17 protein-coding genes and 1 pseudogene are annotated in these 15408 nt (G+C 72.4%); 11 read left to right on the top strand and 7 right to left on the bottom strand.

What is annotated here, in order from left to right:
- Window positions 1–149 precede the first annotated feature (149 nt).
- The 5 genes from Athai_RS00755 (at window position 150) to Athai_RS00735 (ending at window position 4178) form a co-directional block, all read left to right on the top strand.
- Window positions 150–737 carry a hypothetical protein gene (locus tag Athai_RS00755; protein ID WP_203959671.1) on the top strand — a complete coding sequence of 196 codons (588 nt, stop codon included), beginning with the start codon at window positions 150–152 and terminating at the stop codon, window positions 735–737.
- 2 nt (window positions 738–739) lie between these two features.
- A complete protein-coding gene (locus tag Athai_RS00750) occupies window positions 740–1273 on the top strand; it encodes a hypothetical protein (RefSeq protein ID WP_203959670.1) in 534 nt (177 codons plus the stop codon).
- 56 nt (window positions 1274–1329) lie between these two features.
- The gene (locus tag Athai_RS00745) at window positions 1330–1695 is read left to right on the top strand and encodes a YbaB/EbfC family nucleoid-associated protein (RefSeq protein ID WP_203959669.1); all 366 of its coding nucleotides are present in this window, start codon (window positions 1330–1332) and stop codon (window positions 1693–1695) included.
- Window positions 1692–2882: a hypothetical protein gene (locus tag Athai_RS00740; RefSeq protein ID WP_203959668.1), complete on the top strand. Its 1191-nt coding sequence runs from the start codon at window positions 1692–1694 to the stop codon at window positions 2880–2882. Before Athai_RS00745 ends, Athai_RS00740 begins: the two co-directional genes overlap by 4 nt.
- A gap of 111 nt (window positions 2883–2993) precedes the next feature.
- Window positions 2994–4178: a hypothetical protein gene (locus Athai_RS00735; protein ID WP_203959667.1), complete on the top strand. Its 1185-nt coding sequence runs from the start codon at window positions 2994–2996 to the stop codon at window positions 4176–4178.
- 71 nt (window positions 4179–4249) lie between these two features.
- On the opposite strand, the gene folE is transcribed toward Athai_RS00735, so the two are convergent.
- The 4 genes and pseudogenes from folE to Athai_RS00715 form a co-directional block, all read right to left on the bottom strand.
- On the bottom strand, window positions 4250–4900 hold the full coding sequence (folE, locus tag Athai_RS00730) for a GTP cyclohydrolase I FolE (protein WP_239156627.1): 651 nt from the start codon (window positions 4898–4900) through the stop codon (window positions 4250–4252).
- A gap of 202 nt (window positions 4901–5102) precedes the next feature.
- A pseudogene (ftsH, locus tag Athai_RS00725) lies at window positions 5103–7124 on the bottom strand (ATP-dependent zinc metalloprotease FtsH); the annotation flags it as partial.
- Window positions 7125–7457: 333 nt separating this feature from the next.
- Window positions 7458–8024 (bottom strand): hypoxanthine phosphoribosyltransferase, encoded by a 567-nt coding sequence (gene hpt, locus Athai_RS00720; protein WP_203959665.1) that lies wholly within the window; start codon window positions 8022–8024, stop codon window positions 7458–7460.
- A 64-nt stretch (window positions 8025–8088) separates the two neighbouring features.
- Window positions 8089–8232: a hypothetical protein gene (locus tag Athai_RS00715; protein ID WP_203959664.1), complete on the bottom strand. Its 144-nt coding sequence runs from the start codon at window positions 8230–8232 to the stop codon at window positions 8089–8091.
- A 160-nt stretch (window positions 8233–8392) separates the two neighbouring features.
- Here Athai_RS00715 and Athai_RS00710 point away from each other — a divergent pair, with 160 nt between their 5' ends.
- The 5 genes from Athai_RS00710 (at window position 8393) to Athai_RS00690 (ending at window position 12073) form a co-directional block, all read left to right on the top strand.
- A complete protein-coding gene (locus Athai_RS00710; RefSeq protein WP_203959663.1) occupies window positions 8393–9367 on the top strand; it encodes a GlxA family transcriptional regulator in 975 nt (324 codons plus the stop codon).
- A gap of 140 nt (window positions 9368–9507) precedes the next feature.
- Window positions 9508–9828, top strand: coding sequence for a WXG100 family type VII secretion target (locus Athai_RS00705; RefSeq protein ID WP_203959662.1), 321 nt, complete (start codon window positions 9508–9510; stop codon window positions 9826–9828).
- Window positions 9825–10586 (top strand): hypothetical protein, encoded by a 762-nt coding sequence (locus tag Athai_RS00700; protein WP_203959661.1) that lies wholly within the window; start codon window positions 9825–9827, stop codon window positions 10584–10586. Before Athai_RS00705 ends, Athai_RS00700 begins: the two co-directional genes overlap by 4 nt.
- Window positions 10570–10938, top strand: a complete 369-nt coding sequence (locus Athai_RS00695) for a YbaB/EbfC family nucleoid-associated protein (RefSeq protein WP_203959660.1) — start codon at window positions 10570–10572, stop codon at window positions 10936–10938. Before Athai_RS00700 ends, Athai_RS00695 begins: the two co-directional genes overlap by 17 nt.
- A 283-nt stretch (window positions 10939–11221) precedes the next feature.
- A complete protein-coding gene (locus Athai_RS00690) occupies window positions 11222–12073 on the top strand; it encodes a PSP1 domain-containing protein (RefSeq protein WP_203959659.1) in 852 nt (283 codons plus the stop codon).
- 49 nt (window positions 12074–12122) lie between these two features.
- Here Athai_RS00690 and Athai_RS00685 read toward each other — a convergent pair whose 3' ends face one another.
- Together Athai_RS00685 and Athai_RS00680 are read right to left on the bottom strand one after the other, a co-directional pair.
- The gene (locus Athai_RS00685) at window positions 12123–12353 is read right to left on the bottom strand and encodes a DUF1737 domain-containing protein (protein ID WP_203959658.1); all 231 of its coding nucleotides are present in this window, start codon (window positions 12351–12353) and stop codon (window positions 12123–12125) included.
- Between the two features lie 170 nt (window positions 12354–12523).
- A complete protein-coding gene (locus tag Athai_RS00680) occupies window positions 12524–13210 on the bottom strand; it encodes an SGNH/GDSL hydrolase family protein (protein ID WP_203959657.1) in 687 nt (228 codons plus the stop codon).
- A gap of 251 nt (window positions 13211–13461) precedes the next feature.
- Between Athai_RS00680 and Athai_RS00675 the strand changes: the two genes are divergently transcribed.
- Entirely contained in the window at window positions 13462–14229 is a 768-nt protein-coding gene (locus Athai_RS00675) for a hypothetical protein (protein WP_203959656.1), read from the top strand.
- 105 nt (window positions 14230–14334) lie between these two features.
- On the opposite strand, the gene Athai_RS00670 is transcribed toward Athai_RS00675, so the two are convergent.
- Window positions 14335–15327: a sugar-binding transcriptional regulator gene (locus Athai_RS00670; RefSeq protein WP_203959655.1), complete on the bottom strand. Its 993-nt coding sequence runs from the start codon at window positions 15325–15327 to the stop codon at window positions 14335–14337.
- Between the last annotated feature and the right edge of the window lie 81 nt (window positions 15328–15408).

Below are 15408 nucleotides of genomic sequence, written 5' to 3'. Positions count from 1 at the left end.
CCGCGCCCGGCACGGGCACGCACCGCCGCGCCCGGCATGGTCACGCGCCGCGGCCTCCGGCACGGACACTCGGACTCGTACCGCCGAAGGCACCGGGAAACCGCCTAGGATCGCGGGGTGACCAGTACCGACCGGACCGTGCCGGCGCGATGACCGGCCCGGCCGACTCCGACCTGTGGTTCCCGACCGCGCCGGGGCCGGTCCGCACCGTGCCCGCGGCGCAGCGTGGGGCGCTGCGCGGGCAGCGGGTCGTCACCGGCACACCCGGCCGCGGCTGGCGGTACGACCTGCGCGCCGACGACCCGGTCGAGCGGGACGGCCGCCGGTTCGTTCCGGTGCTCGCCGAACACGACTGGTACCGCGCCGAGCTGGACGACACCGACGTGTTCGCACCGCTGGTACCGGTGGAGCGGGTCTGGGTCGAGCAGCCCGACACCGGCGCCGGCACCGCCGACCCGCCGGCCAACCTGCTGTCCCGGCTGGTCAGCCTGGACGCGCCGCCGCTGCGCATCCCGGTACCGGCCCGGGACGTGCCGGCGCTGACCGGACGCCGCCTCGTCGTCGTCTCCCCCGAGACGGCCCGCCGCGACGTGCGTGCCGTCTCCGAGCCGTACGAGAACGACGACGGGACGATCTGCCTGTCGGTCTGCGCCGAATCCGACTGGTACCGCTGGGCGTTCGCCGGGCGCCCGGCCGACTGCACCGAGGTGCCCGTCTACCTCGCCTGGGCGGAGTGAGCATGACCCAACCCCCCACCACCAGCGCGCCCCCGTCGACCCCGCGCCGGCTCAAGCCACCACTCCGCCGTACGCCGGTGTCGCTGCTGCTCTTCCTGCTCGCCGGCTTCGGGTGCCTGATCGCCGTCCTCGCCGCCACCATCGTCATCTACATCGGCCGGAGCGCGTACCAGGCCGGCCATCAGGTGAGCCCAACACAGGCAGTGGACGGGCTGTTGGACGCAGCGCTGAACGAGCACGATGCGTCCGCGACCGACAAATACCTCTGCGGCGACGCTTCGGTCCGGAGCAAGGTCCACGGCGTCGTCCGACGGATCAAGACGTTCGAGAAGAAGAATCCGGGGACGTTCCTCACCTACGAGTGGTCGGTGCGGAAGGTGTGGCAGCGCCGGGGCCGGGCTTTGGTGGCCGCGCAGGTCCGGGCGAAGACGACGGCGTCGGGCTCGTCGACGAACAACCCCGAGCAGAGGTGGAGCTTCGCGATGCGGGACCAGGGCGGGTGGAAGGTCTGCGCCCTCACCATTCCGGAGAACTGACCGCGCTGGCGTGTGTTGACCGGTGTCGATACCGTCACGGCCGGCAACGAGACGTCGTGGAGGTGGCCGTGCCCGAGGAAGACCCGCTGACCCGGATCGAACGCACCGCGAAGGACACCATCGCGCGCTACCAACGGTTCCGGGCCGGCACCGACGGTCTCACCGCGTCGGCCACCTCGCCCGACAATGCCGTCGAGGTCACCGTGACACCGGCCGGCACGCTGCGCGACCTGAAGCTCAACCCCAAAGCCAAGCAGTACCCGCTGGACAAGCTCGCCGCCACCATCCTCGCCGCGAGCGCGGCCGCCACCGCCGCGGCATCCGCCAGCTACACCGACAAGGCGGCCGAGTTTCTCGGGCCGAAGCTCGCCGAACACGTTCGGGCGGGTCTCCCGCAGCAGCTCTGGAAGGAGCAGCAGTGACCTCACCGCTCGGCGTCGACCTCACCGAACTGTCCCGCGGCGTGCACCACTTCACCGGGTTCGCCACCCAGGCGACGGGCATCCGCCGGCACGCCCGCGGCGCCGACCTGTCCGACGGGTACGGGAACTGGGGTCTGATCGGCAAGACGGCCGGGATCGACGAGCGCTACGCGGACGTCGCCTCCGCGGTCGAGACGCACACCCAGATGATCGAGAAGTTCCTCACCGACTGTTCGATCAACGTCGTCGGGGCTCGGCGAAGCTACGCCGACGCGGACCTGGACAGCCAGGACTCGGTCACCGCGGCCGGTGCCCCGCTGTCCGGCGGGATCGGCCGGGACGGCGTCGGTGCCGACGGCGTGACCCGCTGGAACGCCGACACCGACCTGCCGGTCTGGGCCGACTTCGTCGCCGGCGCGGGGGCCATCGACAACCCCGACGTCGGCGCGCTGCTGGGTGCCGTCGCCGACCTCGGCTTCAACGTCGGTACCTTCCTGGCCGATCCCGAGGCCTGGGTGCTGAGTTCGCTGGTGACCGTGGTGATCGACCTGATCCAGCCACTGGAGGACCTGCTCTCGTACGTGACGGGCAACGCGGAGCGGATCTCCGACCATGCCGGCGCCTGGGCGAAGGTGCAGAGCGAGCTCGGTCAGCTCGGTGGCGACATCAGGCACGCGACGCGGGCCGACTTCGCGCACTGGACCGGCGATGCGGGCAGCAAGGCCCGGCACAAGCTCGGCACGTTCGTGGTCGGCCTGGACGACACCGGGAAGGAGATCGGCACCGTCTCGGCGATCCTGACCGCGAGCGCCGCCATCATGCAGGCGCTGCAGGCGCTGGTGGTCACCGCGATCACCGAGTTGCTGGAGTTGGTGATCAACCGGCTGATGATCGGGGCGGCGGCCGCCCCGATCACCGGCGGCGCCTCGGAGGCCGCGGCGGTGACCGAGGCGGCGGTCGAGGCGGCGGTGAAGACGGAGCAGACCGTGGCCGAGGTGTCCCGGATCGCGAAACTGCTGGACGACGTCGGAGACCTGCTGAAGACGGCGGCGACGACACTGAACGACGCGTCCACGATCGGTGCGCCGGCGGTGATGACGGCCGGCGGCCTGGTTTCGGGCGGTCAGCAGTGGGCCGGCGGGAGCGGGAAGGCGCCGGCGGTCGTCTCCACGGAACTCGCCGAGTGACCGGGGCGGGCGGTCGACGGCGGAGCGACCTGCGATACCTGTTGCGGCGCAACGGGTCTCGCCGGTGTCCGACTCGGCGACACGATGATGTCCGGGTACGGAGCGATGCTCGTGGCTGATGCGCGGCAGCCGGCGTTCGCGGCGGCGGGTCCGTGGGCGGCGACCCCGGTCACCGAGGGGTGCGAGACGCCGGACCTACCCGACGGCTGTGGGGCGGTGCACCTCGACGTGCTGCTGTTCCGCGCGATCTGGCATCGAACGCCCGGCCCGTACCGGCCACGTCGCAAGACGCTCGTCCGCCGCGCCGTGGTCGTTGGCGGTACCCGCCGGACGAGAGAGGCCGCCGCCCGGTCGTTCGGCGCGCAGTTCCGGTTCACCGCCATCACCGCCGCCGCCGGTACGACGCTCTCGCCGGAGCAACGGGCGGTCGTCACCATCGACGGTTGCCGGTGCACGCTCGGGTACGGGCAGTGGCTGGTGCCGCTCCCCGCCGGCCGCCACGAGTTCCGCCTGATCGCCGGGGACTGGACGAGCAGCGTTCCGGTCGACGTCGACGTCGAGGCCGCTGTCACCGTCGCGGTACACGGCCGGCACGCGTTCGGCCCGCACTGGCCGCACTGGAACGCGGCCCGCATGTCCACCGTGCACGGCGCCGCCGACCCGGATCTGGATCCGGGGTCCGACCTCGAACCCGGCCTCGGGCCAGACCCCGACTCCGACCTCCCGCCCGCCCCGGCGCCGGGCGTGCCGCCCGCGCCGTGCCCGGATCCGGCCCGGCAGTCCGACCTGGCGCGAGATCCGGAGCCGGTGTCCCGGCCGTTAGCGGAGTCGGTGCGCGTCGCGCGCGAGGTGCCGTGGGGCGTCGCCATCCCGGCGCCGCCGGCCGGTCAGGGCATCATCGAGCTGCGCGGGTACTGCCTGTGCCCGTCGGAGTCGGACTGCGTCGGCACCCCCGCCGTGACGATCGACGGCTCTGCCGTGCACGGCGGCCGGGGCCGCTGGCTCTATCCCTGCCGGCCGGGCCCGCACGAGGTCGCCGCAACGTGCGGCGACACCACGATGTCGTTCCCGGTGCGGGTCGCCGCCGGTTCGTCGGTGGCCCTGGAGCTGTTGCATCGACCGGACGTATCGCTCCCCTTCGTACTGGGACGCGCCGGCGACAGTGACCCCAAGCCCCGTGACGATTCGCCGTCGGTCGCGCCGCTGCCGGGCAAGCTGCGCCGCTCGCTGGTGTTTCTGGCCTTCGCGGTCGGCATCATCGTGGTGATCTGGCTGGCCCAGCGGGGCGCGCTCTGACGACCCGGCGAGCACGGCCACGGTTCGGGACCGCGCCGGCCACGACGACTCCACGCAGCGGTCGGCGGTGCTCAGTGGCGAAGGATCAGAGACATGGCCTCGTTGCGGGCGGCGGCGGAGCGCTCGAAGTGCCCGCGGACGGCGGAGGTGACGGTGCGGGAGCCCGGCTTGCGGATGCCACGCATGGACATGCACAGGTGCTCGCAGTCGACGACCACGATCACCCCGCGCGGGTCGAGCACCTCGGTGAGCGTGTCGGCGATCTGGGAGGTGAGCCGCTCCTGCACCTGCGGCCGGCGCGCGTACACCTCGACCAGCCGGGCGAGCTTGGACAGCCCGGTGATCCGTCCGTGCGCCCCCGGGATGTACCCGACGTGCGCGACGCCGTGGAACGGCAGCAGGTGATGCTCACACTGGCTGTACACCTCGATGTCGCGGACCAGCACGAACTCGTCGTGGTCGGCCTCGAACGTGGTGGTGAGCACCTGCGTCGGGTCGATCCGCAGCCCGGCGAACATCTCCGCGTACGCGCGGGCCACCCGGGCCGGTGTCTTGCGCAGCCCGTCGCGATCGGGGTCCTCGCCGATGGCGAGCAGGATCTCGTGCACCGCGCGCTCGATCCGGCCGAGGTCGACGGTGTTCTCCACCGGCCCGCCACCCAGGCCGCCGCCGATCAGCCGGGCCGCCAGGTGGTCGATGCCGGGTTGCAGATCCTCGCTCACCGCGTTCTCCCCTCGACATGGTTCGAGCCCGGCAGTGCCTGCCGGGCTCGAACCTGTGCGGTGGTCAGTGTTGCTCGCCGAGCCCACCGGACTGGCCGAACTGCCGGCCGGTGCGGCCCCAGTCCGGGTCGGTGCCGGCGGCGGGCTGGCCGCCGTGGGACTCGCCGGGGACGTCGTCCTGCGGCTCCGCGTCGCGCGGGGTCCCGGTGGCGTTCATGGACGGGTCCTGGGAGGCGCTGCCGGCCAGCGCCGCGGCGCCGTCCGCCTCGGCCTGCGACTTGAGCGCGACGACCTCGGCCGGGGTGAGCACCGGCGGCTTGTCCGACGGGCGCCGCTTGCCGAACCCGTTGTACGGCGCGAGCTGCGGCCGCTTCTTCACCCGGGCGCAGATGCGGGCCATGTCCGCGTTGGTGATGGTCTCCTTCTCGACCAGCTCCAGCACGATGTTGTCCAGCACGTCGCGGTATTCGGTGAGGATCTCCCACGCCTCGTCGTGCGCCATCTCGATGAGCGAGCGCACCTCGGAGTCGATCTCCGCCGCGATCTCGTCGGAGTAGTCGCGGGTGTGCCCCATCTCGCGGCCGACGAACGGCTCGGAGTCCTTCGTGCCGTACTTGACGGCGCCGAGCTTGGCGCTCATGCCGTACTCGGTGACCATCGCGCGGGCCATCCCGGTGGCCTTCTCGATGTCGTCGCCGGCGCCGGTGGTGGGCTCGTGGAACACCAGTTCCTCGGCGGCCCGGCCACCCAGTGCGTACGCCAGGGTGTCGATGATCTCCGAGCGGGTCTGGTTGTACTTGTCCTCGGTCGGCAGCACCAGGGTGTGTCCGAGCGAGCGACCGCGCGGCAGGATCGTCACCTTGTGTACCGGCGCCAGCTCGGGCATCGCCCAGCCGACCAGCGCGTGCCCGCCCTCGTGGTAGGCGGTGACCTTCTTCTCCTTGTCGCTCATCACCCGGGTCTTGCGCTCCGGCCCGGCGATGACCCGGTCGATGGCCTCTTCCAGGTTGGCGTCGGAGATGGCCTTCTCGCCGGCACGGGCGGTCAGCAGCGCGGCCTCGTTGATCACGTTGGCCAGGTCGGCACCGGTGAAGCCGGGGGTGCGCCGGGCCAGCGTCTCCAGGTCGACGTCCGGGGTGAACGGCTTGCCGCGGGCGTGCACCCGCAGGATCGCCTTGCGGCCCTCCATGTCCGGGGTGTCGACGGCGATCTGCCGGTCGAACCGGCCGGGCCGCAGCAGTGCCGGGTCGAGGATGTCGGGCCGGTTGGTCGCGGCGATCAGGATGACGCCGCCCTTGGTGTCGAACCCGTCCATCTCGACGAGCAGCTGGTTCAGCGTCTGCTCGCGCTCGTCGTGGCCGCCACCGAGGCCGGCGCCACGGTGCCGGCCGACCGCGTCGATCTCGTCGACGAAGACGATGGCCGGCGCGTTCGCCTTGGCCTGCTCGAACAGGTCGCGCACCCGGGAGGCACCGACCCCGACGAACATCTCGACGAAGTCGGAACCGGAGATGGAGTAGAACGGCACGCCCGCCTCGCCGGCGACGGCGCGCGCGAGCAGCGTCTTACCGGTACCGGGCTGGCCGAACAGCAGCACGCCCTTGGGGATCTTGGCGCCGAGCGCCTGGTACTTGGCCGGGTTCTGCAGGAAGTCCTTGATCTCTTCCAGCTCTTCCACGGCCTCGTCGGCGCCCGCCACGTCGGCGAACGTCGTCTTGGGCATGTCCTTGGTGAGCTGCTTGGCCTTGGACTTGCCGAAGTTGAGGACCCGGCTGCCGCCGCCCTGCATCTGCGACATGAACAGGATCAGCAACACCACCACGACCGCGACCGGCAGCAGGCTGATCAGCAGCTGCATCCAGATCGAGTCCTGGGTGACCTTCACGTTCAGGGTGTCGACCTTGCCGGCCTTGACCTGATTCTCGATCTGGTTGTAGATCCGGTCCGCGGACAGCGCCGGGAACTTGGCCTCGATCTTCGTCGAGTTGACCTTGTCGTTCCCGGAACCCTTGTATTCCTTGCGCAGGTTCAGCTGCAGAACCTGCTCTTTGTCCTCGAAATTGACGCTCTTGACGTTGCCCGAGTTGATCTGGGCGATCGCTGTCGAGGTGTCGACTTTCTTGTAATTGTCGCCACCGGTGATCAAAGAGCTGAGTAGGATCGCGCCGAGGATCACCAAGACGACCCAGAACAGCGGCCTACGAAAGAATCGAGTTCGCTCCATGCCGTTGCGGGCCCGCCGAGCGCGCCCCGCCCCTCCCGCTCTCACACCGACGTTGCGACTCGCCGGTCGACGACCGGCGTGAACCAGTTAGTCCCCGGTCATTCGACGGTACACCGTGAAGCCCACCAACGCGGAGCCAGAGGGCCCGGACCGGCCCCGAAGCGGGATATATCGCGCGTGTGACCAGCGCAACTTCCGCCAAATCCCCAGGTCAGACCGCATCTCACCGACTGAGGGTGTGCTGTGAATGACCTGCCGGCCGGTCAGAGGCCGGGCGGGTCGAACGGCCGGCGAGGCCGGGCCCGGCCGGTGAGACCGGGCCGCGCGGACCGGTCAGCGCTCGTAGACCTCCGGGCGAAGCAGCCCCACGTACGGCAGCTCGCGGTAACGCTCGGCGTAGTCCAGCCCGTACCCGACGACGAACTCGTTCGGGATGTCGAACCCGAGGTACTTGACCGGGATGTCGACCTTGACCGCGTCGGGCTTGCGCAGCAGCGCCACCACCTCCAGCGACGCCGGCCCCCGGCTGGTCAGGTACTTGAGCAGCCAGGACAGGGTCAGCCCGGAGTCGACGATGTCCTCGATCACCAGGACGTGCTTGCCGCTGATGTCGCGGTCCAGGTCCTTGAGGATGCGCACCACGCCGGAGGAGGTGGCCCGGGTGCCGTACGACGAGATCGCCATGAACTCCAGCTCGACCGGGTGGTCGAGGGAGCGGGCGAAGTCGGCCATGAACATGACCGCGCCCTTCAACACCCCGACCAGCAACAGCCCGTCGACGTCCGCGTAGTCGGCCGCCACCTGCTTGGCCAGCTCCGCGGTCTTCTCCCTGATCTGTTCCTCGCTGACGATGACCTTGGAGATGTCGTCGGCGTACCAGTTGCCTTTGCCCGCAGCCATGTATCCAGCCTGCCCGACGGCGCCGATCGTGGCGCCGCCGGGGTGGGCACGGCCGCGGCCCTGGTCACGCGGCGTGGCTGTGCCGGGGGTCCGGCCTCTCCTCCGGGGCGTGCCAGTCGTTGGAGTCCCGGCTGTCCCGGGTCCAGCCGAGCAGTTGGGCGGCGCCGAGGGCGAGCGCGAAGACGACGATGAACAGCAGTGCATGCATGACGATCCTCTTCCGGGTCGGTCCGGCGCTGCAGCGAGCGCCGGTGGGATTTCCGCACTGCCGATGGCCATCGACAGGTCCATGTTCGGCCCATGCCGGACCGTCGCCCAGTGGCAGGAATGCCATTGACCATCGATTTTCTGCCGGTACGCTGGCGGTCATGCTGCGCACGATCGCGGCGGTGGCCCTGGACGGCGTCGCCGCCTTCGAGTTGGGCGTGATCTGCGAGGTGTTCGGCGTCGACCGCACCGCGCAGGGCTTCCCGCCGTACGAGTTCGCGCTCTGCTCGCCGGGCGGGCGGCCGGTGCGCTGCAAGTCCGGGTACCAGATCGTGCCGGACCACGACCTCGCCCCGCTGGCGGACGCGGACGTGGTGGCGGTGCCCGCGATGGGCCACGCCAGCAACCCGCCGGCCGGCCCGCTGCCGGTTCCGGCCGAGCTGACGGCGGCGCTGCGCGCCGCGGCGGCCCGGAACGCCTGGGTGGTCAGCGTCTGCTCGGGCGCGTTCGTGCTGGGCGAGGCCGGGCTGCTGGACGGCCGCCGCTGCACCACGCACTGGATGTACGCGGCGGATCTCGCCGCCCGCTACCCGACCGCGAAGGTCGACCCGGACGTGCTCTACGTCGAGGACCGGCCGATCCTGACCAGCGCCGGTACCGCCGCCGGCATCGACGCCTGCCTGCACCTGGTACGGCAGGAGCAGGGTTCGGCGGTCGCCACCGCGCTGGCCCGGCGGATGGTGGTGCCGCCGCACCGGGACGGCGGGCAGGCCCAGTACATCGAGACGCCGGTCCCGGTGGCCGCGGCGGCCGAGTCGTTGCAGCCGCTGCTGACCTGGATGCAGGCCCACCTGGCGGAGGAGCTGACGGTGGAGGCGCTCGCCGCGCGGGTGCACCTGGCGCCCCGGACGTTCGCCCGCCGGTTCCGCGCGGAGACCGGTGCCACCCCGCACGACTGGCTGGTCGGCCAGCGGGTGCTGCTGGCGCGCACCCTGCTGGAGGAGACCGAGCTGGGGGTGGAGCAGATCGCCCGGCGGGCCGGTTTCGGCAACGCGGCCGCACTGCGGCACCACTTCACCCGGCGGCTCGGGACCGCACCCGTCGCGTACCGGCGCCGCTTCTGCGGCCAGGACTGACCGATCGTCCGCATCTGACGACTTGTCAAGTGTTCTGTCGGGAATTTACAAAGGGTGGCGCCTGCCGCAACCGTTTCCGTACGCTCAGCGATCATTCGCGGGGGCGCGGACGGTGACGACGCGGGCGTGAGGAGTGCGCGGTGGGCGAGTCTGGCTCGGTCGGCCTGGGTACCTTCGGCGGCCGGCTGATGGCCGCCGCCGACCAGGTCCGCGCCGCCGCCGGCCCGGACACCGGGCCCGCCCCGGCCTGCTGCACGGCACCCGGTTCGCTCGGTGACGTCGCCGCCGACCTGCACCGGCGCTGGGGCGTCGTGGTGTGGCAGGCGCACGAGGCGGCGGCCGGCACGGCCGACCGGCTGGCCGACCTCGGAACCGACCTGCGCACCGCCGCCGGCCGCTACCGCGACGCCGACGAGGAAACCGCGCGGGTGATCCGGCGCGCCGGGGAACCGACCCGGTGATCGCCGGGCCGGCACGATACGGAACGCAGCAGCCGGACTGGCGGCCGGCATCGCTCCCGCCCGATCGGCTGGCCGGGCTCGCCGAGGTGGTGACCGACCTGCTGGCCACGGTCGACCGCGCCCTGCGCCGGTACGGTGTGCCGCCGCAGCATCCGGTCGTCGCCGATCTGCGCGAGTTTCGCGCGCTGCCCGGCGCGCTGGCCCGCTCCATCGTGGACACCGATCCGGAGCCGGTGTGGCAGCGCTCGGTCGAACTGGCCCGGCACCGTACGGCGGTGCTCGCGGCGGCCGAACCGGTCCTGGCCGACGGCGACGACCTGCGCTGGTCCGGCGCCGGGCAGCGGGCGTACCAGACGGTGTGGGCGTCGGTGTCGGCCGCGCTCGGCGCCGAACTGCCGGCGCAGCTGCTCGACACCGCCGAGCACGGTGCCCGGCTGGCCCGCTGGTACGGCGAGCTGCGGGCCGCGCTGGTCTCCTTCTTCCTGCGGTACGGCAACTCGCCGGCCGCGGTCACCCTGCGCGGCGGCCCGGCGGCTACCGAGCCAGGCAGCGCGGACGAGCTCGACCGGGCGCCGGCCGGTGCCGCCGCGGCCGCCGACCTGGCCGCCGCCTGCTTCGCGGCGCTGCGACCCGTGCTCGCCGCCGGCCGGGAGCTGCACCCGGCCACCACCAGCGCGCGGCCGGCGCTGCCGACCGCGCGCACCCCGGACCACGACACCGGTACCGACTCGGGAGCGTTCCATGCCGGCCACGACTGACCACGAGCCCGCGACGACGGCACCGCCACGCGAGATCGACGAGGCGTGGATCGAGGAGGCGGTGGCGCACTACCGGCGGCTGGAACGGCGCCGGACCGAACTCGCCGACCGGGTCGCGCACGCCGACGTGACGATCCGCTCCGGCGACGGGCTGGTGGAGGTCGTGGTCGGCGCCGACGGCGCGTTCCACGACGTGCGGATCGCGGACGCGGCGCTGCGCACCCTCACCGCACGGGACCTGTCCCGGACCGTCCTGGGCGCCTGCCAGCAGGCGCGTACCGCGGCCGACTGGGCCCGGCAGAAGCTGGCCGAGCAGGAGTTCGGCGCCGACCCGTTCGGCGGCCGCGGGTAGTCCCGCCAGCGGTGCGGCGCCGCACCGCGGCCCGGTCCCGGCCGGCGACAAGCGGAAGGCCGGGCTCACCCGAATCGTGCGCCGCTCGGGCGGCCCGGCCTACCTGCACCCCCTGTGGGCCTGGTACGAACCCGTGGTACGAACTCCGGCCTCTTCGGCGAAAACATCCTTCCACCGACGTTACGGGTAACTTTCCGGCGGCGCGCCGGTGACGCGCGTTCACCCGTACGGAGTACCCGATCGGATGCCCCGCGGCAGCGACCCGGCGTCGTAGGGTGCTCGCGTGGGCATGCTCTGCGCGGTCAGCTTCAACCGGTACGGCCGGCTCTACTACCTCGACCCCGGCGAGTTCACGCCGCAGGTCGGCGACAAGGTGCTGGTCCCGACCGAGGACGGCACCGAGGTCGCCGAGTGCGTGTGGGCACCGCAGTGGGTCAGCGAGGACACCGCCGGGTTTCCGCGGCTCGCCGGCCCCGCCGGGGCGGCCGACCTGGACCGGGACGCGCTGGTCCGGCGACGCAAGGCCGAGGCGAAGGTCGCCGCGAAGAAGCTGATCCGGGAGCACGAGCTGCCGATGAAGGTGGTCGCCGTCGACCACCTGACCGGTCCGGAGCCGAGCACCGGGTCGGTCGAGGACGGCGCGCACACCACCATCTACTTCACCGCGCCGCACCGGGTCGACTTCCGGTCGCTGGTCCGCGACCTGGGCGCGACGCTGCGCTGCCGGGTCGAGCTGCGGCAGCTGTCCGCGCGCGACTCGGCCCGGGTCCAGGGCGGGATCGGCTCCTGCGGCCGCGACCTGTGCTGCGCCACGTTCCTGCGCGACTTCGAACCGGTGACCATCCGGATGGCCAAGGACCAGGACCTGCCGCTCAACCCGCTGCGGATCTCCGGCGCGTGCGGCCGGCTGATGTGCTGCCTGAAGTACGAGCACCCGCTGTACCAGCGGTTCCAGGAGACGGCGCCGGCGGTCGGCAGCCGGGTCGACACCGAGCAGGGGCCGGGCCGGGTCGTCGGGCACAGCGTGCCGCGCGACGCGGTCACCGTCCGGCTGGACGCCGACGGCAGCCGCTGCTCGTGCAGCCGGGCCAGCGTCTGCGGCTCCCGCCAGGCCTACGAGCAGCAGTACGAGTAGCCCGCGCCAGCGGGAGCGGGCCCCGCGCCCGGGTGCCGCCCGACCCGGTTCAGCTCACCGGGTCGGCGCTGGCGGCGCTCTTGCGGATCCGCACCGCCTCGTACGCCGGGAGCACCACGGCCTGCGCGGCCACCACCCGGCCGTCCGCGCGGGCGGTGATCGACGGCGACCCGTACAGCTCGTAGCCCTCGTCCAGGGCGGCGCTGACCCGGGCGCAGAAGTCGTCGTCGTCCGGCCCGGTGAGCAGCCGGTACCGCATCCGCTCCGTCAGGTGATCCATCGGCCGTCCCAGCTCGCGTGGTGAGGCGGGTCGGTGGCCGGCTCGGTGGGCCGACACGGGCACCAACCCGCAAGGTCATGACGCGCCGAAGATACCTGCCGGTCGGTTCCGGCGGGCGACCGCGGCGAGCCGGCCCCGCGCGCTGCGCGCGGGCGGCCGGCCCGGCTCGGTCAGTTGACCGCCTTGTGCACCGCGTTCGCCACGGTCTGGGCGAACATCTGCTGGCCCTGGGCGTCCGGGTGGACCCCGTCGACGAGCAGCGCGCCTTCCTTGCCGGCGATGGTGGCGTGCCAGTCGGCCAGGCTCACGTTGGAGTGGCTGCGGACCGCCTGCTGGATCGCCTGGTTCATCGACGCCGTCCACGGCCGTTCGCAGTCGGTGTTGACCAGCACGATCTTGCGGTTGCCGGCCTCGCTGATCGCGGTGTTGAAGTCGGACAGGCCGCCGTTGCCGTTGGTACCGAGGGCGATGACCAGGACGTCGTTGCGTCCCATCGAGGGCAGGTGCGCCTGCACCAACCCCGGCGCGGTGGTCAGCTGCCGGCCGACCTGGCCGTCGATGGTGATCCCGGGCATCGCCGCCTGCAACGACGGCGTGGAACGCACCGTGATCGAGTCGCCGATCATCGTCACCTTCGGGTTGGTGACGCGCTTCTTGTCGCGGCTCGCCGGTTGCTGCGCTCGGGTCGGCTTCTTACTGCTGGGGGACACGCTCGGTGACGGCTTCTGGGACTGCTTGGTCGCCTGGGTGGTCGGGTGCGCCGCCGCCTTGGTGTCCGGCGACTCGCCCTTCCCACACGCTCCAAGCAATCCGACGACCACGGCCAGGGCCCCGGTCGCGACTGCCGTACCTCGCATCAGTCGTTGTCGATCGCTACGCACAGCAACGAACGTAGGGGGAAGCCCTCCGTGATCGCGAACGTTTGTGCCTGCCCTCACCCGCATCCGGACACACCCGGTACGGAACCTCGCACCACGCCGCCGGGTCACCCACCCGCACGGGTTCCCCCGTTCGTACCGGTGGCCCGCCGGTACCGCCGGGGCGGCTGACGCCGCGGACCGGGCAACTCGATCGACGCCGGAATCGCCCATCGGTAGCGTCGGCGGGCATGCGGGTACTGGGCATCGACGTGGACGCCGACCTGCGGCACCGCTGGCGTGGCTGGCTGATGCCGGACGCCCAGCCGTACCTGGTGCCGCCCGAGGTCGCGGCCACGCTGGGGTTGGCCGACGAGCCGGCACGGCTCACGCCCGAGCTGCGGGACTCGTTCGAGCTCTACCAGCCGGCCGGCGCCGCGGTCGCCTGGCTGACCAGGCGAGAGGCCAGGCTGCTGCCGCCGGCGGTACGGGCCGGGCAGCCCGCCGCGCACCGCTGGCCGTCCCGCGACGAGGACCGGACCGAGGCCCGGGTCGTCCGGTACGTGGAGTTCGGCCGGCGGGCGAGTCGCCACCGCGACGTGGCCGCCGCGACCTGGCGCGCGGCCGGTGCCGTCCTGCCGGGGGCGCGGGCGCTGGCCGGGCGGTTCCCGGCGCACAGCGGGCCGAACTGCTTCGGTGCGGTGCTGGCGGCCGCCGGGGTGGCCGGCGCGGAACGGATCTGGATGCAGCGGGAGCCGTTCGAGGCGTGGCTGGCCGACCGCACCCGGCCCGGCGGCAGCGACGACGACCTCGGCACGGTACTGGTGTGGCGCAGCCAGGATGGCCTGGTGCAGCACGCGGCGGTGACGCTCGGCGACGGGTGGGCGCTGCACAAACCGTCGCAGGGCTGGATGTCACCGACGAAGGTGCTGCGCGTCCGGGACGTCAAGCTCAGCTCGCGCACCCCCGGCCGTCACCTGCACCGCCACCGGCTGCTGGCCGCGCCCGGCCGGCCCTGACCGGCCCGGGGGCAACGGTGGCCGGTGGGGCGGGAGGCGCCCGCGCGGGTGGGCGCGAAGCCCCCCGCAGGCGGCGGGCCCCGGCCGCGGTGCGCCGGGCCCGGGTCAGGCCTCCTCGACGAGGATCGCCTCGGCCAGGCCGCGGTCGATCACGATGCCGTTGATCAGGCCGGACGCGAGCGTGGCGCGCACGGCTTCGCTCTTGCGGGCGTCGAACGCGATGCCGATCCGAGTCGGCACGGATCGAAGCTGCGCCTCCGAGATGCCGATCATTCTGCCGTCGAGTGGGGTGTTCAGTCGGCGGCCGTCCTGGTCGAGCAGCAAGCCGACCACCTCGGCGACCGCTCCGGACTCGTCCGCGATCCCGCGATCGCGTTCCGAGGCGGCCTCATGGACCGTCGACAGCCCGTCACCCCAGGCGCCGATGCCGAGCGCGCACACCGTCAGCTCCCCGAACAGGCGTTGGCAGCGAACGAAGTCGGGCTGCTTGGAGTAGATGCCTGAGTCCGATTTGTCGGGGCAGAGCATCGGCGCGTAGTACAGGTAGGCGGGACCGCCGCCGACCCGGGTGAACCGTCGCACGGCCTCCATCACGTCCCAGGCATCCGTCCGGGACACCGCGCCGGTGATCTGCACGACGGGGCACCTGCTGAAGCCGGACGGCGGTTCGGCCAGTCCCATCAGGGCTCGGGTCGAGGAGATGCCCAACACGTCCCGGTCGGTGACGACCTCTTCGAGCAGCGCGGTGGCCGCCTGGCCGACGCTGGTGCGCAGCGCCTGGAGCGACTCGTCGGGCGCTTCGGTCACCGCGCAGTAGCGCAGCCCGAAGCGCTCCTGCAACTGCCCGGACAGGTCGAACTCGACGTCGTCCGGCAGCCCGATCTCGATGCGGACCAATCCGGTCTCTCGCGCCCGCTCCAGCAACCGCCCGACCTGGAACCTGGAGAGGCCGAGCTCCTCGGCGATCTGCACCTTGGTGCGTTGGTCGAGGTAGGCGCGTCGCGCGACCCGAGCCATGAGCAGCGCCTGGCTGTGCTTGCCGCGCAGTCGTCGGCGATCCACCCGGGGCGCATCCGGGCCGTGCCTCGATTCGCTCATCTGAGCACTTTAGCGCGCGGTTGCCACAACAAGGCGCCGCGCATCTTGCCCGCGATCGCGCAGGTGTGTGTTAATCGGTGG

The organism is Actinocatenispora thailandica (assembly GCF_016865425.1).
GTDB classification, from domain to species: domain Bacteria; phylum Actinomycetota; class Actinomycetes; order Mycobacteriales; family Micromonosporaceae; genus Actinocatenispora; species Actinocatenispora thailandica.
The sequence above is the reverse complement of the archived record's forward strand: the minus strand, read 5'-3'. Positions and strand labels throughout refer to the sequence as shown.